This window comes from Arthrobacter endolithicus, from assembly GCF_026627425.1.
GTDB lineage: Bacteria > Actinomycetota > Actinomycetes > Actinomycetales > Micrococcaceae > Arthrobacter_M.
Window position 1 is genome coordinate 120,715 of sequence record NZ_JAPNLH010000005.1, and the last position, 25,451, is coordinate 146,165.

A 25,451-nucleotide genomic window follows, 5' to 3' on the forward strand; every position below is an offset into this window, starting at 1 on the left:
TCCCGTGAGGACTAAGCCTCGGTGGTCTGCGCTTCTGCAGGCGCTTCAACAGCAGCTTCCGCGTCAGCGGCAGGTGCTGCGGGTGCTTCGTCAGCAGCTTCCGCCTCAGCGGCGGGTGCTTCATCAGCGGCAGGGGCTTCGGTGCCTTCAGCAAGCTTGAGGCGCAGGGCATCAAGGGTGCGGGCGGCGGCAGCCATCGGGGCGAGCAGAACTGCAGCGACACGGGCCAACTGGACCTCACGTGACTCCAGAGCAGCAAGTGCAGCTACTTCAGCCGCATCGAGGGCCTTGCCTTCGAAGTAACCGGTCTTGATGACCAGTGCCTTGTTGGCTTTTGCAAAATCCGTCAGGCTCTTTGCTGCCGCAACAGCGTCACCCTTAATGAACGCGATGGCGGTGGGGCCGGCCAGGTGGCCCTCGAAAGCGCCAACACCGGCTTCCTTTGCCGCAATGGCGGTCAGGGTGTTCTTGACGACCGAGAACTTGTTCTCGCGGCCGAGAGAAACACGCAGCTCCTTGAGCTGTGCAACGGTGAGCCCACGGTATTCGGTTAGGACTGCAGCGCTGGAGGCGTTGAAATCGTTAGTGATTTCCTCCACGGCTGCCACCTTATTCGGCGTTGCCATAACCCTCCTTCCGGGAAATTAAAGCCGGTATGTTCGGGTCCCAGTGCCGGATAACCGGCACAAACTAAAAACGCCCCGCGCAGATGCACGGGGCTTTGCCTCACAACACCATCCGGAGCCCGGATGGTTGGGGAGGCTCACTTCGTTCACCTGCGCCGGCCGCCCTTGGAAAGGGACTTTCGGACGGACCTTTACCCGCATTCCCGCACGCGCTGACAGAATGTCATTGTTAGAGGGGGGCAAATTTCCGTCGACCGACGGTCTTTGGTTTCTTCAGCATACTGGATCGAAGCTCGTCGGGCCAAATCCTGCAGCTCACGGCCTCATTCCTGGACACTGCCGCCGATGGTCTTTTGCCACTGCCCGGTAACCCCAGCGGGTGCAAAGCCGAGCTTGCGATTAACCTCGATCATGTAGCTCCTTTCCACGACATTCCAGGTATAGACGGACCGGGCAAGGGGGAAGCGGCCGACCAATAGCTCCAGGTTCTTGAGCTTGATCAGCAAGCCCAGATCCTTCCCCCGGTGTTCGCGCAGCACCATCGTTTCGTCCTGGAATACAACGTCATCCCGATGCCCGAGCACCGAAATGGAGCTGAAGCCGACCAGCGTGCCGGTCGCACGTTCCTCCACCGCGGTCACCAGCATATGTCGGCCGCGCGCTTGGGCCAGTGCCTCCGTTTCCCGCAGCCGCTCCACTGTCCACTGTTCCTCGTTAAGGTCGACGGCTGTTCCGGCGGCGTGAGCAGCGACGCCTGCCGTGTCCGCGGTCAAGGCGGATTCCAGCGCTACTATGCCCTGCGCCCATCGCTGCGGGCATTGGTCAACCCATTGGTGCAGCGCGTAGTCGTCGCCGTTCAGTCCGCCCACCCCGGCTTCGAGGCCGGCAGCCAGCACCGGATCCAGAGGTACGCGGCAGGCACTGAACTGCTCCACCTGCGCCAGCGCATAACCGGCATTTCGCGCGAAGGAAACCTCACGACTGCTCAGCGGGAGATACCCCATGCCGTTGGCTGCACGCAGGTTTTCACCGCCGTCCCTGCCAAGCGTCGCTGCTGGATGATTAGTCTCGATCATGACGTCGCTGCGGTTTTCACCCCGGGCAAATTGCTCGGCAGCAGCCAGGAGCTCCCGCCCCACTCCGTTGTTCCGCGCCGATGGCAGTACATCCAAGGTGACATGCGCCAGGTCGGTGTTATCGGTCAGCGGTAGTGCGATTCCCGCACGTCCCACAATCTCCCCGCCGACCCGGGCCAACAGGACCACATACCACTCGTACGGGTCCGAAAATGCCTGCAGCATTTCGTCCGCCGTGTAGGCAAGGTCATCATTTCCCCAGGTGTGGATGCGAACTTGCCGTGCCACCTCCACGGAGGCCAGCAAATCTGCCGCCTCGGGGCCGTCTAGCGATTCGGGAGGCCGAAGCTGCTCGATCCGGACCGTCGTCATGAGAGCCCTTCCGAGCACGGACGCCCCGGCACTAGCCCAACGGCGCATGATGGGTCCAGATTCTCCCCAGGACTCTCAGACCTAGGCTGCGCATCGGTGTTGCTGCTCAACGTCATTGTTAAGCCACTTTCTCCAGAGTTGATCACATCATAGGCCCCTTGCGGTGCCGTCAATCAGCGTGCGGATTTTTCCCCCGCCACGTTTCCCCACAGCGGTGCCTCCGTCAGGGGTACCGCGGCGGGGTGCGCAAAAAGGGCCGGCGCAGCAATTGCTGCTGCACCGACCCTTTACATAATGCCGTACTTACGCCTCGGTCAGAACCTTGGTGACGTTGGGATCCACGGCTATGCCGGGGCCGAACGTAGTGCTGACGGTGGCCTTCTGCAGGTAGCGGCCCTTGGAAGCGGACGGCTTCAGACGAAGCACCTCTTCCAACGCTGCCGCGTAGTTCTGCGCCAATGCGATGGCGTCGAAGGAAACCTTGCCGACGATGAAATGAAGGTTCGAATGCTTGTCGACACGGAAGTCGATCTTTCCGCCCTTAATGTCCTGAACGGCCTTCGCAACATCGTTGGTGACCGTACCGGTCTTCGGGTTCGGCATCAGGTTGCGCGGGCCCAAGATCTTACCCAGGCGACCGACTTTACCCATCAGATCCGGGGTTGCCACGGCGGAATCGAAATCCGTCCAGCCACCCTGAATCTTCTCGATCAGGTCGTCGGAACCAACGAAATCGGCGCCGGCTGCGATGGCGGCCTCGGCACGGTCGCCCGTGGCGAAAACCAGAACGCGGGCGGTCTTGCCGGTTCCGTGCGGCAGAATTACGGTGCCGCGCACCATCTGGTCCGCCTTGCGGGGATCTACGCCCAACCGAAAGGCCACCTCTACGGTCGCATCGAACTTGGACGGGTTTGTTTCCTTGGCGAGCTTGATGGCCTCAAGCGGCGCGTAGAGATTCTCCGCGTCGATCTTGGCGGCCGCTGCCTCATATGCTTTGCTGCGCTTTGCCATGCTGCTGTTTCTCCTTGTGCAGTTGTGGTCTGCGGACCGCGCTGGGCCCTGCCACCGGCGTCGGATCGCACCTGGGTGCGCTATCCGCCGTCGTTATCTGTTTTTGTCTTGGTGTTTAGCGATCTCCCTGCGGACGTGGACGCCGTTGGTCGATCACCGGGACTGCGTGAGTGAGGACTATGCCTCGATGTTCATTCTCAGGCTTCGACGGTGATACCCATGGAGCGGGCGGTGCCGGCGATGATCTTCATGGCGCCTTCGATGTCCGTGGCGTTCAGATCCACCATCTTCTGGGTCGCAATTTCGGTCACCTGGGCCTTGGTCAGGTTGGCAACCTTGACGGTATGCGGGGTGCCTGAACCCTTGGCAACACCGGCAGCCTTTTTGATCAGCTCTGCAGCCGGCGGCGTCTTGGTGATGAAGGTAAATGAACGGTCTTCGTAGACGGTGATTTCAACCGGGATAACGTTTCCGCGCTGGGATTCCGTGGCAGCGTTGTACGCCTTGCAGAATTCCATGATGTTGACACCATGCTGACCAAGGGCGGGTCCGATGGGAGGCGCCGGATTAGCGGCTCCTGCCTGGATCTGCAGCTTGATGAGGCCGGTGACCTTTTTCTTGGGGGCCAATTTCGGGTCCTTCTTTCAATGACTTTCCTGGAGAGACGGAGCGCGCCCCAGGTTCTTTGACCATCATGGCGTGATGGTCACCGCTCCGTTCCGGCTAAGCAGGCCGACTCGGAGCGAAGACTAATTTTTTGTGCCGCTGCTGCGGTACCGCCGGCTAGATCTTCGAGACCTGGTTGAACGAAAGCGTCACCGGGGTTTCGCGTTCAAAAATGGAAACCAAGACAACCAGGGTCTGAGACTCTGGCTTGATCTCGGAGATTGTGGCCGGCAGGGTCTCGAACGGGCCGTCCTTGACGATGACGGACTCGCCGACCTCAAAGTCAACAATCGCATCGGCGGGATTATGCCTGACGGGCTGGCCGGCCTCGGCCTGCTCTTCCTCAAAGATCGGTGCGAGCATCGAGAAAACCTCATCAAGTCGCAACGGCACCGGATTATGTGCGTTCCCGACGAAACCGGTGACTCCGGGCGTGTGGCGTACGGCGCCCCACGACGCATCTGTCAGTTCCATCCGGACCAGAACATACCCGGGGATCCGCACGCGGTTCACGACCTTGCGCTGAGCGTTCTTGATCTCCACGACCTCTTCCATCGGGACCTGAATTTCGAAGATGTAATCTTCCATATTCAACGACGTGATGCGGGTCTCGAGGTTCGCTTTGACGCGGTTTTCGTAACCGGCGTAGGAGTGGATGACGAACCAGTCGCCCTCCTGTCGGCGCAGTTTGGCCTTGAACTCATCGGCGGGGTCAACCGCAGCCTCGGCGGCGGCCGATGCCAAGGCATCCGCGCCGTCGGCACCGGCACTGTCGGCGCTGTTGTCGTCCGTTACGTCACCGTCGTCAACGGCGTCACTGACGTCGACGTCGTCAGCTACGTCACCGTTAACAGTCTCGTTGTCCGTCCCGCTGGCCGACGGGATAGAAGACTCCTCTCCCGTTACGGGCACAGCGGAATCCGAATTGCCGTCCGCGATATCCGCAGCCACATTCTCGTCCAGCACACTCTGCGTTGCTTCGAGTTCCTGCTCAGACACGTATTTCCTGCTTTCCTTTTCCAAACTTGAGTGGCTCAAACCGGCCGGCACTCCGACCCCCGCAAACCCAAAACGGTCCGCCGCGGGACAGTGCTTCTAATGCTCTACGGTTCCGCTTCCACCGAAAATCCATAACACGGCCTTGCCGAAGCCAAGGTCAAGGCCTGTGACAATTGCCATCATGATGACCACAAACACCAAAACGACCAGTGTGTAGTTCACCAGCTCTTGGCGGGTGGGGGCCACCACTTTCCGGAGCTCCCCTATGACCTGGCGGAAGAAAAGCGCGAGGCGGGCGAAGATACCGGGTTTACCGGGCTTCGTGCCCTTCTTGGCGGGGCGGCCATGGGAGCTGCCGGCAGCTGTTTCGGTCACCAATGCCTCACTCGTCCTTATCGGTTGGTTCCCCAGTTCACGCTGAACGGTTCTCTTCTGCTGATACTTCCATAATGCTGGTGCTTCAGTATTCAATTACCGATATGCAGGGCAGACAGGACTCGAACCTGCAACCTGCGGTTTTGGAGACCGCTGCGCTACCAATTGCGCCACTACCCTTTGTGGAAAACCGTCAAACACTCACGCATTTTCCGGTGATCCGCCGCCGCTTCACGGCTCTTGGTCGGCACCCCTCGAGGGATCCGGCTGGAAGGCACGGTTCAGCATGGCGATTTCAACACCGGGAACCAAGTCTACGCAATCATGGGCGCCACGTCGAACCGGCCGTGCAGCGGGCGTCCCTTTGCTGCCCGGACCGTGCCCGGGCCGCGGCCGGACCGCGACTGGACCGCGACTGGACCGCGACGGGAAGAGCGCCCAGCCCGGCCACACACCTAAGACCGCGCACCTAAACTAGACTCGGACCCAGCCCGCCATGGTCGAACCCCCTAGAGAAAGAGTCCTCATGTCAGCCGCACCGAGCACTGTTCCTTCCGCCACTTTCCCGCGGGTGTCCGCGCGAATCGCTGCCATTGCCGAATCGGCTACGTTGGCGGTGGATGCCAAGGCAAAGGCGCTGAAGGCTGCGGGACGCCCGGTCATTGGTTTTGGTGCCGGCGAGCCCGATTTCGCTACACCCGCTTACATCGTTGAGGCAGCCATTGACGCCGCCCGGCAACCGAAGAATCACCGGTACTCCCCCGCCGCCGGATTGCCCGAACTCAGGTCGGCCATCGCTGCCAAAACACTGCGGGATTCCGGTTATGCGGTGGATCCTTCCCAGGTGGTGGTGACCAACGGCGGAAAGCAGGCCGTGTACGAAACCTTTGCCACCCTGCTGGATCCGGGCGACGAAGTATTGCTGCCCACGCCTTTCTGGACAACATATCCGGAGGCCATCCGGCTTGCCGGCGGTGTTCCCCTGGAGGTTTTCGCCGGGCCGGAGCAGGGGTATCTGGTCACCGTTGATCAGCTGGAGGCCGCGCTGACGCCGCGGACAAAGATTCTGTTGTTCGTTTCGCCGTCGAACCCTACAGGCGCCGTTTACTCGCCCGAGCAGACGCGGGAAATCGGCCAGTGGGCGGCGGCAAAGGGCCTGTGGGTGGTCACCGACGAAATCTACGAGCACCTGACCTACGACGATGTCCCCTTCACCTCCATTGCCACCGCGGCGCCGGAGCTGGGCGATCGGGTGGTCATAGTCAACGGTGTCGCAAAGACGTACGCCATGACCGGCTGGCGGGTTGGTTGGCTGATCGGCCCCAAAGATGTCGTGCAGGCAGCCACGAATCTGCAGTCGCACGCGACCTCCAACGTCGCCAATATCACCCAGTTGGCGGCCCTGGCCGCCGTCTCCGGTCCGTTGACTGCGGTGGAGGAGATGAAGGTGGCCTTTGATCGCCGCCGCAAGGCCATCGTTGCGGGCCTGAACGCGATCGACGGCGTTGTCTGCCCAACGCCGCACGGCGCCTTCTACGTCTATGCGGACGTCCGCGGGTTGCTCGGTCGCGATCTGGGCGGCGTGCGGTGTGCCACTTCGGCCGAGCTGGCCGCCCTCATTCTGGACAAGGTGGAGGTGGCGGTTGTGCCCGGCGAGGCGTTCGGCCCCAGTGGGTTCCTCCGCTTCTCCTACGCGCTGGGCGATGATGATCTGGCCGAAGGCGTCCGACGGCTGCAGGATCTTCTGGGCCGCGCGTCGTAGCCGGTGGGATGGTAATTTACCCTCCGCGACGGTTGGCGCCATTGCGGGCCGCCGAAGCATCCGGCGCGGCCGACTGTAACGCTGCCGTTGCCACCGGCCACGACGCATCTGCCAGAACGTAGGTTCCCCGGCCGATTTTGCCGATGTCTCCGGCCACTGTGCACCGCCGGAGCGCGTAGCGGGTACACCGGCGGCTTTGAGTTCCGCCGATTTGCCTGCTACACCGCGGGGCACACGGGCACCAGAGGTACCTACAGCACCAGTCATAGCAGCGGAGTGCACTTCAGCGCCTACAGTGGTTCTCGGGGCACAAGCTGCCCGCAGCCCCGGGAGCCTGACCTGATTTTCTGTCTAGAATCTATGGCAGAGCTCAACGGAGTGCTCGGTACCCTGACCACTGCTCTCCAAAGGACTCCAGCCACATATGAAAATCGGAATTCTCACCAGCGGCGGCGACTGCCCCGGCCTGAACGCCGTCATCCGTGGCGCGGTTCTGAAGGGCATCAAGATCCACGGGCAGGAGTTCGTCGGTTTCCGGGACGGCTGGCGCGGCGTTGTGGAGGGCGACATCATGGATCTGCCGCGGCAAAGCGTGCGCGGTATTTCCAAACAGGGCGGCACCATTTTAGGCACCTCGCGGACTAATCCGTTTGAGGGCAACGGCGGCCCGGACGTCATCAAGGCGCATCTGGACAGGTTGGGCATCGACGCGATCATCGCGATCGGTGGCGAGGGCACTCTGGCCGCCGCCAAGCGACTCACCGACGCGGGCCTTAAGATTGTCGGCGTGCCCAAAACGGTTGACAACGACCTGGACGCCACGGACTACACCTTTGGCTTTGACACCGCTGTCCAAATCGCGACGGAGGCTATCGACAGGCTCCGCACTACCGGAGAATCCCATCATCGCTGCATGATTGCCGAGGTAATGGGCCGCCACGTCGGCTGGATTGCGCTGCACGCGGGAATGGCGTCCGGCGCCCACGCCATCCTCATCCCCGAACAGCCCATCAGCATTGAACAGATCACCGACTGGGTCAATGAAGCCCACGAACGCGGCAGGGCACCATTGGTTGTCGTAGCGGAAGGCTTCGTCACCGCCGACATGGAGTCACCGCATTCGGAACGAGGTCTGGACACCTTCGGCCGGCCCCGGCTGGGCGGAATCGCCGATCAGCTGGCCCCGGCGATCGAGGAAAGGACCGGGATTGAAACCAGGGCCACCATCCTCGGGCACATTCAGCGCGGCGGAGTGCCCTCGGCCTTTGACCGCGTCCTGGCCACCCGGTTGGGCATGGCGGCCATTGATTCGGTGGTGGACGGCAGGTGGGGCACCATGGTGTCCCTCACCGGCACGGAGATCGACCACGTCCCGTTCGATAAGGCGCTGGGGAACTTGAAGACCGTCCCGCAGCATCGATACGACGAGGCCGCAATCCTCTTCGGCTGACTCCCCTTCCGATGACAATCGGATGGCCGGTGGCGGTAGCGTTGGGGCATGAGCTTTGAGGAAAGCAGCATTCCCATTGTGCAGCTGGCGTGGGAACGCCGGCTTGGATTGCCCGACGGCGCCATGGGCAGCGCCGCGGCCGGCACCGGAAGCAGCACCGACAGGCTGGTCAAAACCGAGGACGCCGCGCTCACCCTGAGCTTCATCCGACTCTGGGGCCGCTCAGTGCTCGTCGGCCCCGGCTGGGCCATTGAGGCTGCCTCGGGTTTCACTGATGCCGAACTCACGGACCACGGCACCCTGCTGGGGTTGACCCGCGCCCAGGGCGGGCATGGTCTGGGGACAGCATCGCTGTATTTTGCCGATGACCTCCCGCTGAACCAGCCCGCCGCTGAACTCACGGTATCCATGGATAATCCGGCGGCCGCCCGCCTCGAATCGCACTGTCCTCCGGATGACGTAAATGAGGTAAGGCTAGGCGCCCTGGAGCATAAATTCACGCTCATGCAGGGAGAGGCTGCGGTGGCCTGCGGCGCCTATGCGCAATGGCAGGGTCTGCTGGCCCGTCTCGGGGTCCTGGTGAGCCCGGACCAGCGCAGGCAGGGGTGGGGCCAGCTGGCCGCCTCGGTTGCGGCCCACGAGGCACTCGCCTCCGGACTGATCCTGCATTGGCGGGCCGATGTCAGCAACTTTGCCGCCAATGCACTGGCCCGCTCGCTCGGGTTCGATTGGGCCGGGACGCAGACCACGGTACGTTTAGGCTAGCCCGGCACCGGACAGTCAGCCCCTCATCTTGCGTCAACGGGAACGGCCGCATGCCTCCCGCGGTGCGGCGGCCCGCCGTCGACCTTTGCCGAGGGTTGTCCCATTCCGCCGTTCCAGTTCCGGACCGGGGCCGGTTTAGCCAGGAAAATGGCCACCACCGCACCGATAATGATGACGGCCGCCGGAAGCATGATGGATTGGCCCATCGCACTGGAGAATCCCGCATGCAATGCCGGCGGCAGGGACCCGGCGAACTCCATGCTTTTGCTCTGCGCACCCCCGGCGCCCATCTTTGGCAACTCTGCCGCCAGCCGCGACTGCATCAGGGCCGCGATGGCGGCGCTGCCCAACACGGCACCAACCTGCCGGGTTGTGTTGTAAATCCCGGCCCCCGCGCCCGCCTCGTGCGGCCCAAGATTCCGTGTCGCCGTGGTGGACAGTGGCGCCCAGATACCCGCATTGGCCAGCCCCAGCACGGCGCTCGGCAGCAGGAACAGCCAGATGGACGTCGTCGGAGCCATCAGTGCGGCGTTCCAGAACAGCGCAACGGCCATCAGCGCCAACCCGGTAGACGCGATGAACTTGGGGTTCACCCTGTCCACGAGCTTGCCGACCACCGGGGCCAGGCCGCCGGAAATTAGTGCCATCGGGACCAGCATCAGGGCTGATTGCGTCGGCGTCATCCCGCGGACCAGCTGGTAGTAGAAAATTAGCGGCAGGCTCATGGCGGTAATGCTGAAGCCCACTGTAGTGATGGCGATATTGGCGAGCGAGAAATTGCGCTCGCGGAACAGAGAAAGCGGAATCAGGGGTTCCCCCCTGTTGACCGCCTGCCAGATCACGAAGATCACCAGCACGGCGATGCCCGTGATAATCAGGCCCCAGACGCTAATGATGCCGGTGATGGTCCCCCAGTTATACGTGCTGCCTTCCTGGATTCCGAAGACCAGCAGAAACATTCCGACCGCGCTGAGCAGGATGCCGACAATGTCAAACTTGTGCCGGTGAGTGGCGAGCGTCGGAACCAGCCGCCAGGCCAGGATGAACCCAATGATGCCAATGGGGACGTTGATGATGAAGATCCATTCCCAACCGAACCCGTCCACCAGCACCCCGCCGAGGATCGGACCCACCAATGTTGCCACGCCGGCCGTGGCGCCCCACAGCCCCATCGCCTGTCCACGTCGATCTGGCGGGAATATCCGCGTGATGACGGCCATGGTCTGCGGGGTCATCAGCGCTGCGCCGAGCCCCTGAACGGCCCGGGCTGTGATCAGCATGGTGATATCCCCGGACAGCCCGCACCAGAGCGAGGCAAGGGTGAAGATCACCAGGCCGGACAGGTACAGATTCTTGGGACCGAACCTGTCTCCCAGCCGGCCGGTAATCAGCAACGGCACCGCGTATGCCAACAGGTACGCGCTCGTCACCCAAATGACCTTATTGATGTCTGCGTGCAGGCCATCCATGATGGCTGGATTAGCCACCGAAACGATGGTGGTGTCGATCAGAATCATGAAGAAACCAATCACCAGCGACCACAGGGCCGGCCACGGCCGTTTAACGTTTTCCATGATGCTCCTTGAAAAGGGATCTACTAGCCAAGGCTGGCGGCCTGAATGCAGCCGAGCGGCCGTTGCTTAGCGGGGCGCCCTCAGGAATCCGCTTTGCCGGCCGACCACCTGCCCGGCATCCGGGGCCACAATGATCTCCTGCAGCGCCACATACTTTTCATCCGCATCGCACACCGTCAGCTGCGCAGCAGGATCCACGTTGCGCTTAATCACAGCCAATGCAATCGGCCCCATCTCGAAGTGCTGGGCCACGGATGTCACCGTGCCCACCTGCCGATCATCCGCCTGCACCGGGCTGCCGGCAGCGGGCAGCGTGTGCTGGGAGCCATCGAGTTGCAGGAACACCAGTCGACGGGGAGGATGCCCAAGGTTATGGACCCGGGCCACCGTCTCCTGGCCCTTGTAGCAGCCCTTCGACAAATGCACGGCCGTTCGCAGCAAATCCAGCTCGTGCGGAATCGTCTTCTCATCCGTCTCGGCGCCGAGCCGCGGCCGCCAGGCGGCGATGCGCAGCGCCTCCGCGGCCCAGATCCCTGCCAGCGGCCGCTGCCCCACAGCAGTTTCGAGTTCTGCCAGCGGAATCAGATACTCAAACCAGCTGCGATCAAGGCCTGGATGCGACTCCTCCGGCACGGCAGTATAGGCGAAGCCCCCTGGGGAGACGTGCGGCCAGGGATCCTGCCAGCAGAGCCGGTCGCTTAATTCCGGCACCGAATGAACGGACCCGAGCACCGCCCACTGCGCAGATACGTCCGCCACGTCCACCCGCAGCATGAATTTCATGCCGGTCAGCCAGGCCGCCAGCGGCGCGGCTTCGGCCGCTTCCACGATGAGCCAGGTGGTCCCGCCGTCGTCGAGTACCCGCGCGTCATACTCGATTCTCCCGTGGATACTTAGCAGCAAAAGCTCGGTACTCGTCCCGGGAAGCAGACCCGTCAGCTGCTGCGAGGACAACGTGGTCAGCCAGCTCAAGCGGTCCACGCCGGAGACCGTGACGACCCCGCGGTGCGAAAGATCGACGACCGCGGCGAGGTTCTGTCCCTGAACGGCGCCCGGGATACCAGCCAGCAGGCGTTGTTCCCGGAAGGGATCACCGTAGTGGGCGGCAACCCCGGCGTCCAGGCCGCCGGCCGCAACTGCGCCGGGGCGTCGCAAGAGTGTGCTGTTATACGTCATGCTGGGCTAACGCCGTTCCGCGGGCCGGTATTCCTGCCGGCGCTGCAGTGAGGTTGCTGCGGCGCGGGCTAAGCCATCCGCTTCAGAATGGCAGAGGCATGCGCCGCCATGGTTTTCCCCTGTGCCGCCACGTCCCAGCGCCAGAACAGTTCCCCGTTGACCAGCCCGAAGATTCTGCTGGCCGCCGTGTAGTCCTTGGAACCGGCACCGCGCAGCACGGCGTCAGTCGCCAGATGGATCTGCGGTCCTTTAATTTGGCCATAGTAGAGCTCGGCGATGCCACCGGGATGAATCATGTTCACCACGATGTCAAAGCCGCCGTCGGCATTGCGCAGCTTCTCGACGTCATCCGCCGTCCTCAGTGCGGGGACAATGTCCGCCGGGACCAGGCCGGGGCCGCCGTCGGCATCGTTAAGCGCCCGGTCTAAGGACCAAAAACCTGTCTCAATCGACAGCGGCCGCAGCTCCATGCCGTCTTCGTCGGTGAGCCAGCTGCGGGCTGTGTACTGCAGATACGGCAGGCCGTTGGTTTCAAACGTCACCAGCTGGGAAAAATGCGCCGACTCTGCCTCCCCGGCACCGAGACGGCCGCTGCCCCGCCACTGCCCCAAGAGCCAGGAAAGCGGCACCAGCTCCGGGGTAAGGTCGGTAGGAATCTCGATTGGCATCGCGCCCAGTCCTTACTGCTGGCCCTTAAAAAGCCGCCAGATGACCAGAACAGCGAACCACGCCATGGACAGGCCGGCAACAACCAGCAGACAAATATAGAAGATTTCCAATCCCAGTATCGACATGACGCCATCCTATCGTGAAGTTTTGCGCGCTAAGTGATCAGCAACTTGTCAATGAAATACACCAGGGCTCCGAGGGCTCCCAGCGGCGCAACCCCCATCGCTATGGCTCCCTGAACGTTTCGCGGCCGTCCAGCCGCAATGCGCAGCCGACGGAAGCTCATCAGCACCGCGGCGATGACCGCACCAATGATGGCGGCCTGGAAAATGTGGAGATCCGATACCAGCAGAGCTGCCAAGTCCCCGGCGAGCGCAGCCAATACGATGGCCAGCGGTGCGATCACCCGATCGGGCCAGCGGATCATCCCGATCAGCAACGCAACGAGCGCGCTGACCCCGGCGATCAGGGTCATGGCTGTTTCCCCGGTGAACCGATGCGAAGCGATCCAGCCGGATCCGAGACCGGCCAGCAGCACGCCGGCGCTGGCACCAAGGGTTGATTCCAACCGGTGGCTCTGTCCCGTCCCGCGGATCAGCTGGACCACGAACACAGCTCCAACACCGACGGCCAGAAAGATCGGAAGCCACCTGAGATATCCGGGCCCAGGAGTAAAGGCGGCGGTCAAGGCGGCACACACCCCCGTGAGGGCAATCACGGATCCCAGCGTCTTCTTCGCGGGGATCCCCAGATAGTGCGGCCAGCCGGTGCCCAGTACGGCGGAGAGCACGATTCCGGCCCCGAGAGAAACGCCGAGGCTTGCGTAAGATGCGGCGATAATGATTATGAGTGCAAATACGCCGGAAATACCCATGCTCCAGGACTTCATTGGTTTTTCCTGCTGTCGCTCTTTCGATCCCCGCTATTGGCCCTCACGTCGTTCCTCTTCACACCCCAATCCTGCCCTATACCGGAGCCCTCCGTGCGATGTGGGGACGCATTCTGCACAGCTGACCGCCCTGGCATGCGCTGCCCGTACAATAAAACCACCTTGTGCCGCACGATTGGCTTGTCCGGAACAAAAAACGCCCGATGACGCGCGCAATGCTCAGTGGAGGAAGCATGTCGCAGATTCTGTTATTGACCAACAGCACCGGCTCGTCGGTGGATGTTCTGCCTGCCCTTGAATTGCTCAGCCACCGAGTGCATATCCTGCCTGCCCTTCCCACAGCCCTGCTGGATGCCGAACCCTGCGACGTCATCATGCTCGATGCGCGCAAGGACCTGGCCGGCTCACGGTCCCTGACGGCGCTGCTGCGGGCCACCGGTCTCGGGGCGCCGCTGATCCTGATTCTCACCGAGGGCGGCATGGCCGCGATTTCCGCGACCTGGGCCGCGGACGATATCGTGCTCGATTCCGCCGGCCCCGCCGAAGTCGAGGCCAGACTTCGGCTGGCTATGGCAGGGACTGCACCGGCCGATGAAAGCGTCCCCGTCGAAATACGTGCCGCCGGCGTGGTCATCGATGAAAGCAGTTACACCGCGCGGGTCAATGGAGAAGTACTGAACCTCACCTACAAGGAGTTTGAGCTGCTCAAGTACCTGGCTCAACACCCGGGCCGCGTTTTCACCCGCTCGCAGCTGCTCAACGAGGTGTGGGGATATGACTACTACGGCGGGACGCGGACTGTCGACGTCCACGTCCGTCGGCTGCGGGCGAAACTCGGCTCCGACCATGAGAACCTGATCGGCACAGTGCGCAATGTCGGCTACCGGCTCACAGCGCCACGAACGACGGCGGATGCACTCACCCAGGCATGACGTGAGCGCCTCATCCAGCCGCCGTCGTCGTCCATGCTAACCGCCGTAGCCATGGCAAACGTCAGACATTCACCAAGTCCTCATCCTTGTCGCCGTCGTCGGTCTTGCCTTCCCGGGACCAAGCGTCGCCTTGTTCGCGGTCAAGGTGTGTGACCTTTTTGTTCCGCAGCGCGAAGATGTAGACCAGCAGCGAGAGGCCGATCGCCACGGTCACATAGGTGAAGAACAGGTCCACGTGGCCGACCTTCTGCAGCGCTGCACCTACCAGCGGAACCGTGCCGCCGAAGAGCGAGTTGGCGATCGCGTACCCCAGCCCGACGCCGAGAGCGCGGATGGAGGCGGGGAACAATTCGGCCTTAACCAGGGCGTTAATCGAGGTGTAGCCGCCTACGATCAGCAGGCCGCCCATCATGAGCAGGAAGGCGATAAAGGGATCCTTCGTCCCGGCCAGGGTGGAGAGCAGCGGCCAGGTGAAGAGGACACCGGTGATACCGAACCACACCAGCAACGGCTTGCGTCCCACCTTGTCAGAGATCATGCCGTAGACCGGCTGGAGCAGCATAAAAATGAAAAGCGCCCAGAAGTTGATGACAGAGGTGTCGGTCTTCGCGATGCCGGACGTATCGTTCATGAATTTCAGGATGAAGTTCGTGTAGGTATAGAACGCGACGGTGCCGCCGAGCGTGACGCCGATGCAGATCAGCAATGGCCTCCAGTGCTGCGTGAGCAGCAGCTTCATGCTGCCCGGCCGCCCTGCTCCGGCCACGACGGGGGCCTTGGCTGCCTCAACCTGCTCCACAGATACGGTTTCTTCCATCGAACGCCGCATCCACAGGACCACCAGCGCCGCTACGCCACCAATCGCAAACGGGATGCGCCAGCCCCACTCGGTTAAATCGGCCTTCGGCAGAGAGTTCTGCAGGATGACCAGTACCAGCAGGGCCAACATCTGCCCACCGATCAGCGTGACGTATTGGAAACTGGAGAAGAAACCGCGGCGCTTGGAGGTGGCGGCCTCGGACATGTAGGTGGCACTGGTGCCGTATTCGCCGCCGACAGAGAAGCCCTGCAGCACCCGGATGGCGACCAGCAGAATCAACGCCCAAATGCCGATGACCTCCTGCGTCGGCAGGATAGCGGTGGCAAAGGAGCCGGCGGACATCAGCGTCACGCTCAGTGTGAGGGCCGCCTTGCGGCCCTTGCGGTCCGCATAACGACCGAAGAACCAGGCTCCGAGCGGCCGCATCAGAAATGACGTCGAGAAAACGGCCATCGCTTCGAGACCGGCCTGGAGATCATCCTTAGAGTTAAAGAAGTGGGATTGGAAGTATGCTGCGAACACGGTATAGGTGTAGAGGTCATACCACTCCACGAGGTTGCCTGCTGAGCCCTTGAGGATGTTGCCTACCGCCTTGCGGGTCTGGGCTGCCTCGCTGAGGGGTTTGGTGTGCTGACTGCTCATCAATGAGCCTTCCTCGGTGAGCGTGCCACCGGTTACCTTTCCGGGCCTACATTTAGGGCTGTCGATGGCATTATTGCCACAAAGCCCCAGATGTTGACGATCCTTCAAGAGTCGAGGACCTCACCTAACGTATTCGTGATCCAGGGCACAACCAACGCCACACGCAACTCCTAACACTTCCTTAGGTTTCAGCCCGAGGTAATGGAAGGCAATCGGTTCAGTCCGGACCTAACGCATGCGTCGAAAACGCACGGGACGGGGTAACCTCCAATGCGGGCGCCGGAATGCAAGCGTTCCGCCAACGAAAGGGACCTGAGGATGGAAGTGCTCATCGTCGAGGACGACGACGCCATGGCGTCCGCACTTTCGGCAGCTGTTGGCTCGGCCGGACATCGGGCAACCAGGGTGTCCCGAGGGGCTGACGCGCTGCTGGCCCACCGCAGGTTCGAGGTCATTCTGCTCGATCTGGGGCTGCCGGATCTCGATGGCCTCGATGTGCTGCGCAAACTGCGCCAGGTCACACACTGCCCGATTCTGATACTCACCGCCCGCAACGATGAGCGCAGTGTGGTCCTTGGGCTGCGGTCAGGTGCAGATGACTACCTGGTCAAGCCGGTAAAACTGATCGAATTACTTGCCCGCATCGAAGCAGTCACAAGACGGGCGGGCCGTCCACACGACGATCGTCCACGACGCATCGTGATCGGAGATCTCGAAGTGGACTTGGACCGGCGGGTAGCGGCCGTCGGTCCCCGGGCTTTGCCCTTGACCGCCACCGAGTTCGATCTGCTCGCACTCCTTGCCCGGCAGGCCGGTTCAGTAGTAACACGGGAACGAATCCTCGACGCGTTATGGGGTGACGCCTTCGTAGCTTCCTCACGATCCCTTGATGTCCACCTGACGGGGCTGAGGGCAAAACTCCAGCTGCCCGGATTTATCATCAATGTACGGGGCATCGGTTACCGGATTGAGACAGATCCTGCATGAAGCTTCGCGTCCTGGGCGTCCTAAGCCTGCTCTGCGTACTCATGGTCGCCACTATCTCCAGTGCGGTCTTGACGTCCGTCAGCCGGGAGCTCACGCAGGAGCTTCAGATCAACCGGGTGGCAGCCCTCAATAGATTCGCCCAGGTAGCCTACGACACCGCGCTGGGCGGCGATTCCAACCAGCTTCAGAGCGAGATGGATCGGTACTCCGCTCTCTATGGAGAAGGCGTTCTGATCCGCCTCCAGCAAGCCACCTTGCGTTCCGGCGGCCTGGCCGAGGACCGAGCAGACGTCCGGGATGCACTTACCAGAGCGAAACTAAATCTCAGCGACACCACGCTCGTGCCGCTTCAGCCCTTCGGAACCGGCACTGAGGTTGTCTCCCGTTCCTTCGGAAGCGCCAGCCAGGTCCTTGGCGAGGTCGTTCTCGAAGTCAATCGTGACGCTGCCCGGCTAAAACTGCGGGAGCGGTGGTTTGTCGTCGGTCTTGCAGCACTCGCGCTCGGCGCTTTACTCCTGCTGAGCGCAGGACGCGTCACACGGTGGGTATTGCGACCTGTTCAACGTCTTAATTCTGCCGTCACAGAACTCCAGACCAGGGGCAGGACCGCTCAGCTGCCCGAAGACGGGCCGCCGGAGCTGCGGGAATTGAGCCGATCCTTCAGCACCATGGCGCGGACCGTCAGCAAGAGCATAGATTCCCAACGCCAGCTGATCGCAGACACGTCCCACCAGTTGCGCAATCCGGTGGGCGCGCTGCGGTTGAGAGTCGATTTACTTCAGTTGAACCTGCAAACCACGCCGGACCGAGCCGCGGCAGCGGAAGTGCTGACCGAGCTTGAACGTGTGGAAGCTATCCTGGACGGCGTCCTAAAGCTGGCGGCAGCCGAGCACCGGGCCTTTGAAGATTCTGCCCGAGACGCACTTGCCTCCGACTTTCGGGCGTCTGATGCCCTGACCGACCCTTTCCCGGTGCTGCAAGAGGAGGTCGAACGGTCCGGACCGGCCGCGCTGCGGGCGGGAGCGTCAATTGTGCTGGGAGTGAAGCCCGATCCGCCGCTGCAGCTGGCCTGCACCGAAGCCGAACTTGCCCAGATGGTGGGCGAGCTTCTTACCAACGCCATCAAGTACGCTCCCCGTGGCCACATCTCGGTTGCCATTGATAGCACCGCGGGTCTAGTGGCACTGACCATCGAGGACAACGGTCCCGGACTTTCAGCGTCCGAGAAGGCGGCGGCCACCACCAGATTCTGGCGGTCCCCGCAGCATCGCCAGATTCGAGGCAACGGCCTAGGCATGACCATCGTGGACAAACTTGCCTTGGCCAACGGCGCGCGCCTGGGGCTGACCGACGTCTCGCCCCACGGTCTGCGCGCTCGGATCGAATTTCCCCGTCCAGTATTCCCTGCTCCGCAGGAGCCCACGCATGACTGATCTGACCGCACCCCGGACCCCTTTCCCGCGGAGGACCGCGCTCAAAGCCGCTTGGGCCGCGGGGCTGGGCGGTGTCCTTCTGCCGGTCCTCGCTGGCTGCACGTCCGCTGACCGCCCTGCCGCTGTCACCGTGGCAGGCGGCGAGGAGGGAGGCTTCTATCTTGAGTTTTCCACACTGCTTGCCCAGGCGCTGCAACGTCATGGGGTAGCCAAGAAAGCCTCGTCGCTAAAAACCGGAGGGAGCCTGGATAATCTGGAGTATCTCTTAGCGGGCAGAGCCACCTTCGCAGTCGCGTTGGCAGACGCAGCCGCTCAACGGCTCGCAGCGACCAAGACCTCTACTATTGACATTGCTGCCCTGGGCAGGGTGTACGAAAATTACGTCCACTGCGTCGTCCGGAGAACCAGCGGCATCAGGGACATCACCGAGCTTGCCGGCAGGAAGGCCGCCATCGGCGAGCTCGGTTCCGGTACATCACTGACCACCGCTCGCCTCATCGAAGCTTCGGGCCTCAGTGCCTCCTCGGTCGGCACATTCACCGACACCACGAGCACCGATACCTCGGACACTCAGAAGGTGGACACCGAGAAGACGATCAGTGTGATGAACCTCGGACTTAACGACGGACTCGCGGCATTGCGCAGCGGGTCCGTGGACGCGTTGTTCTGGTCCGGCGGCGTGCCAACGGCTGCCATCGCGGCCACCAATGAGGAAATCGGACTCGGATTTGTTGATCTCTCGTCATTGATTCCGGTGATGCGGACCCGTCACGGTGCGTTCTACGATCGGGTGCTGATCCCTGAGGGCAGCTACGAAGGTGCTCCGGCGGTGTGGACGGTGGGCGTGGCGAACCTCCTCCTGTGCCAAAACGGCCTCGATAACGGCACCGTCACGAGGACAGTCGACCTACTTGTGGACCACGCCCAGGAACTCATCCCGCGATCCAGCCTGGGAGTCCAGTTCCTGAGTCCGGAATCACTGATCAATACGGCGGGGCTGCCACTGCACGCCGCCGCACGGACCGCATATAGGGCTCTGCATGGATGATAGGAAATGTGCTCATGACCTAGGCCTGCAGCCCAACATTTGAACCGTCAAGCTCAGTGGGCAGGCAGCCGGGCGCGAAGAAATCGCGTGGGGATTACCGCCGAGGCAATCTACAACAGTGGAGGACATACGGGTTGAACGTATCGCGGGCACCCCGGTGGTGCATCCCCCTCGAGCCGGCGCGTTGGATAAACCGACGCGCGCTAAGCTGACGTTGTTACTCTAAATCAGTTCTGCCGCAAATCACAAACGCTGACTTCGACGAAACCCGGCAGCCGGGCGGTATTGCGGGCATTAGGCTTTGTCCATGAGCGAGACAACGACGGAAAGCTGGCCGGTCCGCACCATCAGGGGCCACCCGGAACAGGAAGAACTGCGCGACATTAGGACTTTGGTGGCCGCGGCCCTCGATTCTGACGGCAACCCTCCCCTTTCCGAGCAGACCCTAGTGGACCTTGCATCGCCGGACGCGGACGTCGATTCCCTGCTGGTGCTGCTGACCTATGCGCCGGAGCGAGAGGCCGATCCTGCCACTGGCGACGATTTGGCGGGTATGGCCGTGGTTGTGCTGGATGGCGACACCGGAGTGCTGGAGATTGTGGTCCATCCCAGTTACCGCAATCAAGGCGTCGGCGCCCTCTTGGCGGATACGCTAAAAGCCGGTCGAGGGCTGTCCGGGCTCAAGGCCTGGTCGCACGGGGATCACGAGGCAGCCGCGGATCTGGCAGCCCGCTACGGGTGGACAGCGGTTCGCGAGCTCTGGCGGATGCGCCTGACCCGCGCACTGGACGAGCCCCAGCCGATCCCGCAACCAGCCCTGCCCGCGGGCATTTCACTGCGGTCTTTCATCCCCGGTCGGGACGAGATTCACTGGCTGAAGGCGAATGCGGCAGCGTTTGTCCACCACCCCGAGCAGGGGGGCATGACGCTTGCCGATCTGCGGGCGCGGATGGCCGAACCATGGTTTGACCCGGCGGGTTTCCTGCTGGCCACCAATGCGGCGGGAGAAATCCTCGGCTTCCATTGGACCAAGGTACATCCGCAATCCGGCCAGCATCCGGCGATCGGTGAGGTCTACGTCGTCGGCGTCACGCCAGAGGCCCAAGGCTCCGGCCTGGGCCGGGCGCTGACGCTGGCCGGCATCTCGCATCTGCAAAGCCGCGGGCTAAACGCGATCATGCTTTACGTGGATGCGGATAATCAGGCTGCCGTGGGGCTCTACCGCAGCCTGGGTTTCACGCGGTGGGACGCCGATGTCATGTACGGTCCCCAACGCGACGCCGTCGAAAACGGCGCTTAACTTATAGTGGTTCAGGAGAAGGAATCAAGCCTTAGGGGAGAAATAATGAAACCGGACACGGCTGGAGCACCGAATACGGCCGCGATTTTGCTCCCCGAGCGCTTTGGCTCTTCCGAGGTGCAGGCCGCACGGGCAACCGAGGACCGAATTGACATCCCCGAATTCGCCCCGAGCCTGATCCCTGACGGGGACATCACCCCGGAACGTTTCCTGGACCGTGAGATAAGCTGGCTCGCCTTCAATGCCCGTGTCCTGGAACTTGCGGAGGATCCGGAGCTGCAACTGCTGGAGCGCGTCAACTTTCTGTCCATCTTCGCTTCCAATCTGGACGAGTTTTTCATGGTCCGCGTCGCCGGGCTTAAGCGGCGGATCGCGGCCGGCCTCGCCGTGCCCTCGCCAGCCGGCCTGAGCCCGATCGAGGTCCTGGAACAGATCAGCGGCGCCGCCCATGAGCTCCATATCCGCCATGCGCGTGTTTTCGCCGATCAGATCCGGCCAGCGCTAGCTGCCGAAAGCATCCAGTTGGTGCACTGGGCCGAGCTGGATGAGGACGCCAAGGTCCGCTTGAGCATCATGTTCGCGGAAAAAGTCTTCCCGATCCTGACACCGCTAGCTGTTGATCCGGCGCATCCGTTCCCCTACATTTCCGGCCTCTCGTTGAATCTGGCGTTGGTAGTCCGCAACCCGGTCAGCGCGAAGGAGCTTTTTGCCCGGCTCAAGGTGCCGGACCAGCTCCCGCGGCTCATTTCCGTGGACGGACCTCGGGCCGGGACGGTGCCAGGGCGGCAGGCGCGGTTCATCCCCCTCGAAGAGGTCATTTCCGAACATCTTGACCAGCTCTTCCCGGGCATGGAAGTGCTCGAACACCACACCTTCCGGGTCACCCGCAACGAGGACCTTGAGGTTGAAGAGGACGACGCGGAAAACCTGTTGCAGGCGCTGGAGAAGGAACTGCTGCGCCGCCGCTTTGGGCCGCCGGTCCGTCTGGAAGTGGCCACGGACATCAATCCCAACGTCAAGGCATTGCTGGTACGCGAGCTCGACGTTGAGGAATCGGAGGTCTATGCACTTCCGGCACCGCTGGACCTGCGTGGCCTCTCCGTGATCGGAGGTATTGACCGCCCCGATCTGCGTTACCCCAAAAACGTGGCACACACCTCCCGCTATCTTAATGAATCCGAAACGGCCAAGGCGGCGAATGTCTTTGCGGCTATGCGCCGGCGTGACATTCTGCTGCATCATCCCTACGATTCCTTCTCCACCTCGGTACAGGCCTTTTTGGAGCAGGCGGCCGCGGACCCCAAGGTCCAGGCCATCAAGCAGACCCTTTACCGTACTTCCGGCGACTCCCCCATCGTCGATGCTTTGGTGGACGCGGCGGAGGCCGGAAAACAGGTCCTGGCGCTGGTGGAAATCAAGGCGCGCTTTGACGAGCAGGCCAACATTTCCTGGGCGCGCAAGCTCGAACAGGCCGGCGTCCATGTGGTGTATGGGATCGTGGGCCTGAAAACCCACTGCAAGCTGTCCCTAGTGGTACGTCAGGAGCTCGACGGACTGCGGCGGTACTGCCATATTGGCACCGGCAACTACCACCCGCGCACCGCACGCTACTACGAAGACCTGGGTCTGCTGACGGCCGACAACCAGGTGGGTGAAGATCTGACGAAGCTTTTCAACCAGCTCTCCGGCTATGCTCCGAAATCCACGTTTAAGCGTCTGCTGGTGGCACCACGATCCGTGCGGTCCGGTCTGATCGACCGGATCGAACGCGAGATCACTAACAAAAAGGCGGGGCTGCCCGCGAAGGTGCAGATCAAAGTGAACTCAATAGTGGACGAGGCCATCATCGATTCGCTGTACCGGGCGTCACAGGCCGGGGTTCAGGTGGACGTCATCGTCCGCGGCATCTGTTCGTTGCGTCCGGGGGTTCCGGGCCTGAGTGAGAACATCACTGTTCGCTCCATCCTGGGCCGGTTCCTGGAGCATTCCCGTGTGTTTACCTTCGCCAACGCCGGGGACCCGGTGGTCTACATCGGCTCAGCGGACATGATGCACCGCAATCTGGACCGCCGGGTGGAGGCGCTTGTCCAGCTGCGCAACCCCGAAGACATAAATTATGTCCTCACGCTGCTGGACCGCTATGTGGATCCCGGAACATCCAGTTGGCACCTGGATGATGAGGGACTCTGGACCCGTTTCCATCTGGACGACTCCGGCCAACCGCTCTCCGATGTGCAGGCGTGGCTGCTGGCCAGCAGATCCCGCCCGCGATCCGCCAACCGACGCTAACGTGATGAAAAACCGCACTTCGAACGCGGGCGGCACCACAGCGGGCGGCACCACAGCGGGCGACGGCGGCGTTCCATCCGGCGGCGTTCCATCCGGCGGCGACCGGGAGTTTGCCGTCCGGGCCGCCGGAGCCCTCTGCTGGCGGATACAAAAGCAGCTCCTCGAGGTGCTGCTGATCCACCGGCCCCGCTACGACGACTGGTCGTGGCCGAAGGGAAAGCTCGACGACGGCGAGACGATGCCCGAATGTGCTGTCCGCGAAGTCTGTGAGGAGGTGGGCCTGCACATCCGGCTTGGCATACCGCTGCCGCGCGCCGTCTACCAGGTTAATTCCGGTCTGAAGGAAGTACAGTACTGGGCCAGCCATGTTCCCGACGCGAATCCGGCCCCGGATGGCAACGAAGTGGACAGCTTCCTGTGGTGCTCGCCACAGCGTGCCAAGGAACTGCTGACCAACCCCACGGACATCCTGCCTCTGGAAGCCTTGGTCAGCGCACACGACCAAGCCGAGCTGGAAACCTGGCCGTTGCTGGTGGTGCGCCATGCCAAGGCCAAACCCCGCTCCGCGTGGACCCTGGCGGAAGGTGACCGTCCGTTGGCGGCGACGGGAGTTCGCCAGGCGCTGGCCTTGAGCCGGCTACTCATGGCTTGGCGGCCGGACCGGGTGGCGACGAGCCCATGGCTGCGGTGCGTGGCCACTATGTCCCCCTACGTCCAGGCGACCAACACCAAGGTCAAGGTCTATGCGTCCCTGACCGAGGCCAAACATTCGCGCCAGCCGGACAAGACGGCCGCCGTCGTCGAACGCCTCTTCGACAAGGCTCGTCCGGTGGCCCTCTGCACCCACCGGCCAGCCTTGCCGACCGTTTTGGCAAAGCTGGCCGGCCACATGCCCGCCGGGCTGGCCGCTGCCCTGCCGACGTCGGACCCATTTTTAGCACCGGGCGAGGTCATTATCTGCCAGGTCAGCGGCAGGGAGCAGCCGCGGGTTGTTTCCGTGGAGCGGTACAAGCCGTTCGAGGACTAGGCGCCAACACCCGGTAGACTAACGCACGTGGTAATTCCTACCCCCTATGAAGACCTGCTCCGTGATGTAATGGTCCACGGCGCCGCCAAAGCGGACCGCACCGGCACCGGCACGCGCAGTGTCTTCGGCCGCCAGCTGCGCTTCGATCTGCGCGAAGGCTTCCCGCTGATCACCACCAAGCGCGTGCACTTCAGGTCCGTCGTCTTGGAGCTGCTGTGGTTCCTGCGCGGCGATTCCAACGTCAAGTGGCTGCAGGACCGCGGAGCTAAAATCTGGAACGAATGGGCGGACGACGACGGCGAGTTGGGACCGGTCTATGGCGTCCAGTGGCGCTCCTGGCCAACCCCGGACGGCGGCCACATCGACCAGATCGCTGAGCTGATCGAGGGGCTGAAGAGCGATCCCGATTCCCGCCGGCACATCGTCAGCGCCTGGAACGTGGCCGAGTTGCAGAATATGGCGCTTCCGCCATGCCATGCGTTTTTCCAGTTCTATGTCCAGCCCGGGCTCGACGGAGCCCCCGGCAGACTCAGTTGTCAGTTGTACCAGCGCAGCGCGGATACCTTTTTAGGGGTTCCGTTCAACATTGCCTCCTACGCCCTGCTGACCCTGATGGTGGCGCAACAGACGGGCCTGGAGCCTGGCGAGTTCATCTGGACCGGGGGCGATGTGCATATCTACAATGACCACGTCGACCAGGTCACCGAGCAGCTGGGCCGCGAGCCGTATCCTGCTCCGCAGCTGCGGATCAGGCGCCGTCCGGACTCGATTTTCGATTATGAACTTGAAGATTTTGAGCTAATAAATTACCAGCACCATGCCGCTATCAAGGCTCCGATCGCGGTATGAATCCCGGCCGTTTCCGCACCGGTGGACCTATCCCCGCTGACGACAGTCAAGGTACCGGGGTCAGTGTCACCGACCCCACCGCCACCGAGACTGAGGCGCTCGAGCTCTACCGTTTCACCGAGCCGATTGTTGGGATGATCTGGGCCCAGACCCGCCAGGGCGTCATCGGCAAGGGCGGCGGCATGCCGTGGCACCTGCCCGAAGACATGGCCCACTTCAAACGCGTCACCACCGGTCACCCCGTTGTTATGGGCCGGCGCACCTGGGAATCCTTTCCGCCAAGGTTCCGTCCGCTGCCGGAGCGGACGAATATCGTGATCACCGGGCAGCAGGACTGGGCCGGCACGCCGGAAGCCTCGGGCGCCGTCGTCGTCCATTCCCTGGAAGACGCCCTCGTGGAGGCGCAGTTCAGCCCCGGCGGCAACGAGGTCTGGATCATCGGTGGCGGCAAGGTGTACGCGCAGGCGCTCGAGCATGCCAACGTCGCGGCGATTACCGTGATCGATTCCGATACCGAGGGTGACACCGGCGCACCCCAGCTTGGACCGGACTGGACCTTCCGCGGCGGGTCCCCGGTGGAAGGCTGGCATACCGGGAAAAACGGGACACGGTACCGTTACACATTGTGGGCAACGGGCAGCTCCGAGTTCACGTCCGAAGACGTCTGAGGGCTCCGCGGTAGGCCTTGACACCCACCACCTCAGTTGGAAAAGT

The 25,451-nt window shown here is 62.6% G+C and carries 23 protein-coding genes and 1 tRNA gene; 12 read left to right on the forward strand and 12 right to left on the reverse strand.

All coding sequences use genetic code 11. The features are described from left to right. Nucleotides 1-11 precede the first annotated feature (11 nt). The 7 genes from rplJ to OS914_RS06190 all read right to left on the reverse strand — a co-directional run bounded on the left by rplJ (nt 12) and on the right by OS914_RS06190 (nt 5,305). Nucleotides 12-626 carry a 50S ribosomal protein L10 gene (gene rplJ, locus OS914_RS06160; RefSeq protein WP_267545176.1) on the reverse strand — a complete coding sequence of 205 codons (615 nt, stop codon included), beginning with the start codon at nt 624-626 and terminating at the stop codon, nt 12-14. 323 nt (nt 627-949) lie between these two features. After that, nucleotides 950-2,122: a GNAT family N-acetyltransferase gene (locus OS914_RS06165; RefSeq protein ID WP_267545177.1), complete on the reverse strand. Its 1,173-nt coding sequence runs from the start codon at nt 2,120-2,122 to the stop codon at nt 950-952. Between the two features lie 255 nt (nt 2,123-2,377). Then, entirely contained in the window at nt 2,378-3,085 is a 708-nt protein-coding gene (gene rplA / locus OS914_RS06170; protein WP_267545178.1) for a 50S ribosomal protein L1, read from the reverse strand. A gap of 197 nt (nt 3,086-3,282) precedes the next feature. After that, the gene (rplK, locus tag OS914_RS06175) at nt 3,283-3,714 is read right to left on the reverse strand and encodes a 50S ribosomal protein L11 (RefSeq protein WP_196396932.1); all 432 of its coding nucleotides are present in this window, start codon (nt 3,712-3,714) and stop codon (nt 3,283-3,285) included. Between the two features lie 154 nt (nt 3,715-3,868). Beyond that, nucleotides 3,869-4,750: a transcription termination/antitermination protein NusG gene (gene nusG / locus OS914_RS06180; RefSeq protein WP_267545179.1), complete on the reverse strand. Its 882-nt coding sequence runs from the start codon at nt 4,748-4,750 to the stop codon at nt 3,869-3,871. Between the two features lie 96 nt (nt 4,751-4,846). Continuing rightward, the gene (gene secE, locus OS914_RS06185; protein ID WP_267545180.1) at nt 4,847-5,125 is read right to left on the reverse strand and encodes a preprotein translocase subunit SecE; all 279 of its coding nucleotides are present in this window, start codon (nt 5,123-5,125) and stop codon (nt 4,847-4,849) included. Between the two features lie 107 nt (nt 5,126-5,232). Next, a tRNA-Trp gene (locus OS914_RS06190) sits at nt 5,233-5,305 on the reverse strand. 346 nt (nt 5,306-5,651) lie between these two features. Here OS914_RS06190 and OS914_RS06195 point away from each other — a divergent pair. From OS914_RS06195 to OS914_RS06205, 3 genes are all read left to right on the forward strand, one after another. Then, a complete protein-coding gene (locus tag OS914_RS06195) occupies nt 5,652-6,887 on the forward strand; it encodes a pyridoxal phosphate-dependent aminotransferase (protein ID WP_267545182.1) in 1,236 nt (411 codons plus the stop codon). Between the two features lie 424 nt (nt 6,888-7,311). Further along, entirely contained in the window at nt 7,312-8,337 is a 1,026-nt protein-coding gene (locus OS914_RS06200) for a 6-phosphofructokinase (RefSeq protein WP_267545183.1), read from the forward strand. Between the two features lie 48 nt (nt 8,338-8,385). Continuing rightward, the gene (locus OS914_RS06205) at nt 8,386-9,102 is read left to right on the forward strand and encodes a GNAT family N-acetyltransferase (RefSeq protein ID WP_267545184.1); all 717 of its coding nucleotides are present in this window, start codon (nt 8,386-8,388) and stop codon (nt 9,100-9,102) included. Nucleotides 9,103-9,125: 23 nt separating this feature from the next. Here OS914_RS06205 and OS914_RS06210 read toward each other — a convergent pair whose 3' ends face one another. The 4 genes from OS914_RS06210 to OS914_RS06225 all read right to left on the reverse strand — a co-directional run bounded on the left by OS914_RS06210 (nt 9,126) and on the right by OS914_RS06225 (nt 13,410). Continuing rightward, nucleotides 9,126-10,676, reverse strand: coding sequence for a DHA2 family efflux MFS transporter permease subunit (locus OS914_RS06210; protein WP_267545185.1), 1,551 nt, complete (start codon nt 10,674-10,676; stop codon nt 9,126-9,128). A gap of 66 nt (nt 10,677-10,742) precedes the next feature. Next, nucleotides 10,743-11,852 (reverse strand): CAF17-like 4Fe-4S cluster assembly/insertion protein YgfZ, encoded by a 1,110-nt coding sequence (gene ygfZ / locus OS914_RS06215; protein ID WP_267545186.1) that lies wholly within the window; start codon nt 11,850-11,852, stop codon nt 10,743-10,745. Between the two features lie 68 nt (nt 11,853-11,920). Further along, complete coding sequence (locus OS914_RS06220) at nt 11,921-12,520, reverse strand: nitrobindin family protein (protein ID WP_267545187.1); 600 nt, start codon at nt 12,518-12,520, stop codon at nt 11,921-11,923. A 155-nt stretch (nt 12,521-12,675) separates the two neighbouring features. Beyond that, complete coding sequence (locus OS914_RS06225; protein WP_267545188.1) at nt 12,676-13,410, reverse strand: permease; 735 nt, start codon at nt 13,408-13,410, stop codon at nt 12,676-12,678. Between the two features lie 233 nt (nt 13,411-13,643). Between OS914_RS06225 and OS914_RS06230 the strand changes: the two genes are divergently transcribed. Then, nucleotides 13,644-14,342: a winged helix-turn-helix transcriptional regulator gene (locus OS914_RS06230; protein WP_267545189.1), complete on the forward strand. Its 699-nt coding sequence runs from the start codon at nt 13,644-13,646 to the stop codon at nt 14,340-14,342. Between the two features lie 61 nt (nt 14,343-14,403). Here the strand turns inward: OS914_RS06230 and OS914_RS06235 are convergent, their stop codons facing one another. Further along, complete coding sequence (locus tag OS914_RS06235; protein WP_267545190.1) at nt 14,404-15,804, reverse strand: MFS transporter; 1,401 nt, start codon at nt 15,802-15,804, stop codon at nt 14,404-14,406. Between the two features lie 318 nt (nt 15,805-16,122). On the opposite strand from OS914_RS06235, the gene OS914_RS06240 reads away from it, so the two are divergent. From OS914_RS06240 to OS914_RS06275, 8 genes are all read left to right on the forward strand, one after another. Next, entirely contained in the window at nt 16,123-16,791 is a 669-nt protein-coding gene (locus tag OS914_RS06240; protein ID WP_267545191.1) for a response regulator transcription factor, read from the forward strand. Beyond that, entirely contained in the window at nt 16,788-18,224 is a 1,437-nt protein-coding gene (locus OS914_RS06245) for a sensor histidine kinase (protein ID WP_267545192.1), read from the forward strand. The genes OS914_RS06240 and OS914_RS06245 overlap by 4 nt, the downstream gene beginning before the upstream one ends. Next, complete coding sequence (locus tag OS914_RS06250) at nt 18,217-19,272, forward strand: TAXI family TRAP transporter solute-binding subunit (protein WP_267545193.1); 1,056 nt, start codon at nt 18,217-18,219, stop codon at nt 19,270-19,272. Before OS914_RS06245 ends, OS914_RS06250 begins: the two co-directional genes overlap by 8 nt. Nucleotides 19,273-19,579: 307 nt before the next feature. Further along, nucleotides 19,580-20,572 (forward strand): mycothiol synthase, encoded by a 993-nt coding sequence (gene mshD / locus OS914_RS06255; RefSeq protein ID WP_267545194.1) that lies wholly within the window; start codon nt 19,580-19,582, stop codon nt 20,570-20,572. Between the two features lie 45 nt (nt 20,573-20,617). Next, nucleotides 20,618-22,861: an RNA degradosome polyphosphate kinase gene (locus OS914_RS06260; RefSeq protein ID WP_267545195.1), complete on the forward strand. Its 2,244-nt coding sequence runs from the start codon at nt 20,618-20,620 to the stop codon at nt 22,859-22,861. A gap of 4 nt (nt 22,862-22,865) precedes the next feature. Next, entirely contained in the window at nt 22,866-23,888 is a 1,023-nt protein-coding gene (locus tag OS914_RS06265; RefSeq protein ID WP_267545196.1) for an NUDIX hydrolase, read from the forward strand. A gap of 27 nt (nt 23,889-23,915) precedes the next feature. Further along, complete coding sequence (locus OS914_RS06270; protein WP_324290623.1) at nt 23,916-24,737, forward strand: thymidylate synthase; 822 nt, start codon at nt 23,916-23,918, stop codon at nt 24,735-24,737. Between the two features lie 134 nt (nt 24,738-24,871). Then, a complete protein-coding gene (locus OS914_RS06275; RefSeq protein ID WP_324290624.1) occupies nt 24,872-25,405 on the forward strand; it encodes a dihydrofolate reductase in 534 nt (177 codons plus the stop codon). The last annotated feature ends 46 nt before the right edge of the window (nt 25,406-25,451 follow it).

Excerpts from the sequence above, each read along its gene's own strand:
- OS914_RS06225 (WP_267545188.1), bottom strand. The coding sequence starts at position 13,410 with ATGAAGTCCTGGAGCATGGGTATTTCCGGCGTATTTGCACTCATAATC.
- ygfZ (WP_267545186.1), bottom strand. The coding sequence starts at position 11,852 with ATGACGTATAACAGCACACTCTTGCGACGCCCCGGCGCAGTTGCGGCC.
- OS914_RS06220 (WP_267545187.1), bottom strand. The coding sequence starts at position 12,520 with ATGCCAATCGAGATTCCTACCGACCTTACCCCGGAGCTGGTGCCGCTT.
- mshD (WP_267545194.1), top strand. The coding sequence starts at position 19,580 with ATGAGCGAGACAACGACGGAAAGCTGGCCGGTCCGCACCATCAGGGGC.
- OS914_RS06195 (WP_267545182.1), top strand. The coding sequence starts at position 5,652 with ATGTCAGCCGCACCGAGCACTGTTCCTTCCGCCACTTTCCCGCGGGTG.
- rplA (WP_267545178.1), bottom strand. The coding sequence starts at position 3,085 with ATGGCAAAGCGCAGCAAAGCATATGAGGCAGCGGCCGCCAAGATCGAC.
- OS914_RS06250 (WP_267545193.1), top strand. The coding sequence starts at position 18,217 with ATGACTGATCTGACCGCACCCCGGACCCCTTTCCCGCGGAGGACCGCG.
- OS914_RS06205 (WP_267545184.1), top strand. The coding sequence starts at position 8,386 with ATGAGCTTTGAGGAAAGCAGCATTCCCATTGTGCAGCTGGCGTGGGAA.
- OS914_RS06210 (WP_267545185.1), bottom strand. The coding sequence starts at position 10,676 with ATGGAAAACGTTAAACGGCCGTGGCCGGCCCTGTGGTCGCTGGTGATT.
- OS914_RS06165 (WP_267545177.1), bottom strand. The coding sequence starts at position 2,122 with ATGCGCCGTTGGGCTAGTGCCGGGGCGTCCGTGCTCGGAAGGGCTCTC.
- OS914_RS06260 (WP_267545195.1), top strand. The coding sequence starts at position 20,618 with ATGAAACCGGACACGGCTGGAGCACCGAATACGGCCGCGATTTTGCTC.
- OS914_RS06245 (WP_267545192.1), top strand. The coding sequence starts at position 16,788 with ATGAAGCTTCGCGTCCTGGGCGTCCTAAGCCTGCTCTGCGTACTCATG.
- OS914_RS06275 (WP_324290624.1), top strand. The coding sequence starts at position 24,872 with ATGATCTGGGCCCAGACCCGCCAGGGCGTCATCGGCAAGGGCGGCGGC.
- OS914_RS06235 (WP_267545190.1), bottom strand. The coding sequence starts at position 15,804 with ATGAGCAGTCAGCACACCAAACCCCTCAGCGAGGCAGCCCAGACCCGC.
- OS914_RS06265 (WP_267545196.1), top strand. The coding sequence starts at position 22,866 with ATGAAAAACCGCACTTCGAACGCGGGCGGCACCACAGCGGGCGGCACC.
- OS914_RS06200 (WP_267545183.1), top strand. The coding sequence starts at position 7,312 with ATGAAAATCGGAATTCTCACCAGCGGCGGCGACTGCCCCGGCCTGAAC.
- OS914_RS06240 (WP_267545191.1), top strand. The coding sequence starts at position 16,123 with ATGGAAGTGCTCATCGTCGAGGACGACGACGCCATGGCGTCCGCACTT.
- rplJ (WP_267545176.1), bottom strand. The coding sequence starts at position 626 with ATGGCAACGCCGAATAAGGTGGCAGCCGTGGAGGAAATCACTAACGAT.
- OS914_RS06230 (WP_267545189.1), top strand. The coding sequence starts at position 13,644 with ATGTCGCAGATTCTGTTATTGACCAACAGCACCGGCTCGTCGGTGGAT.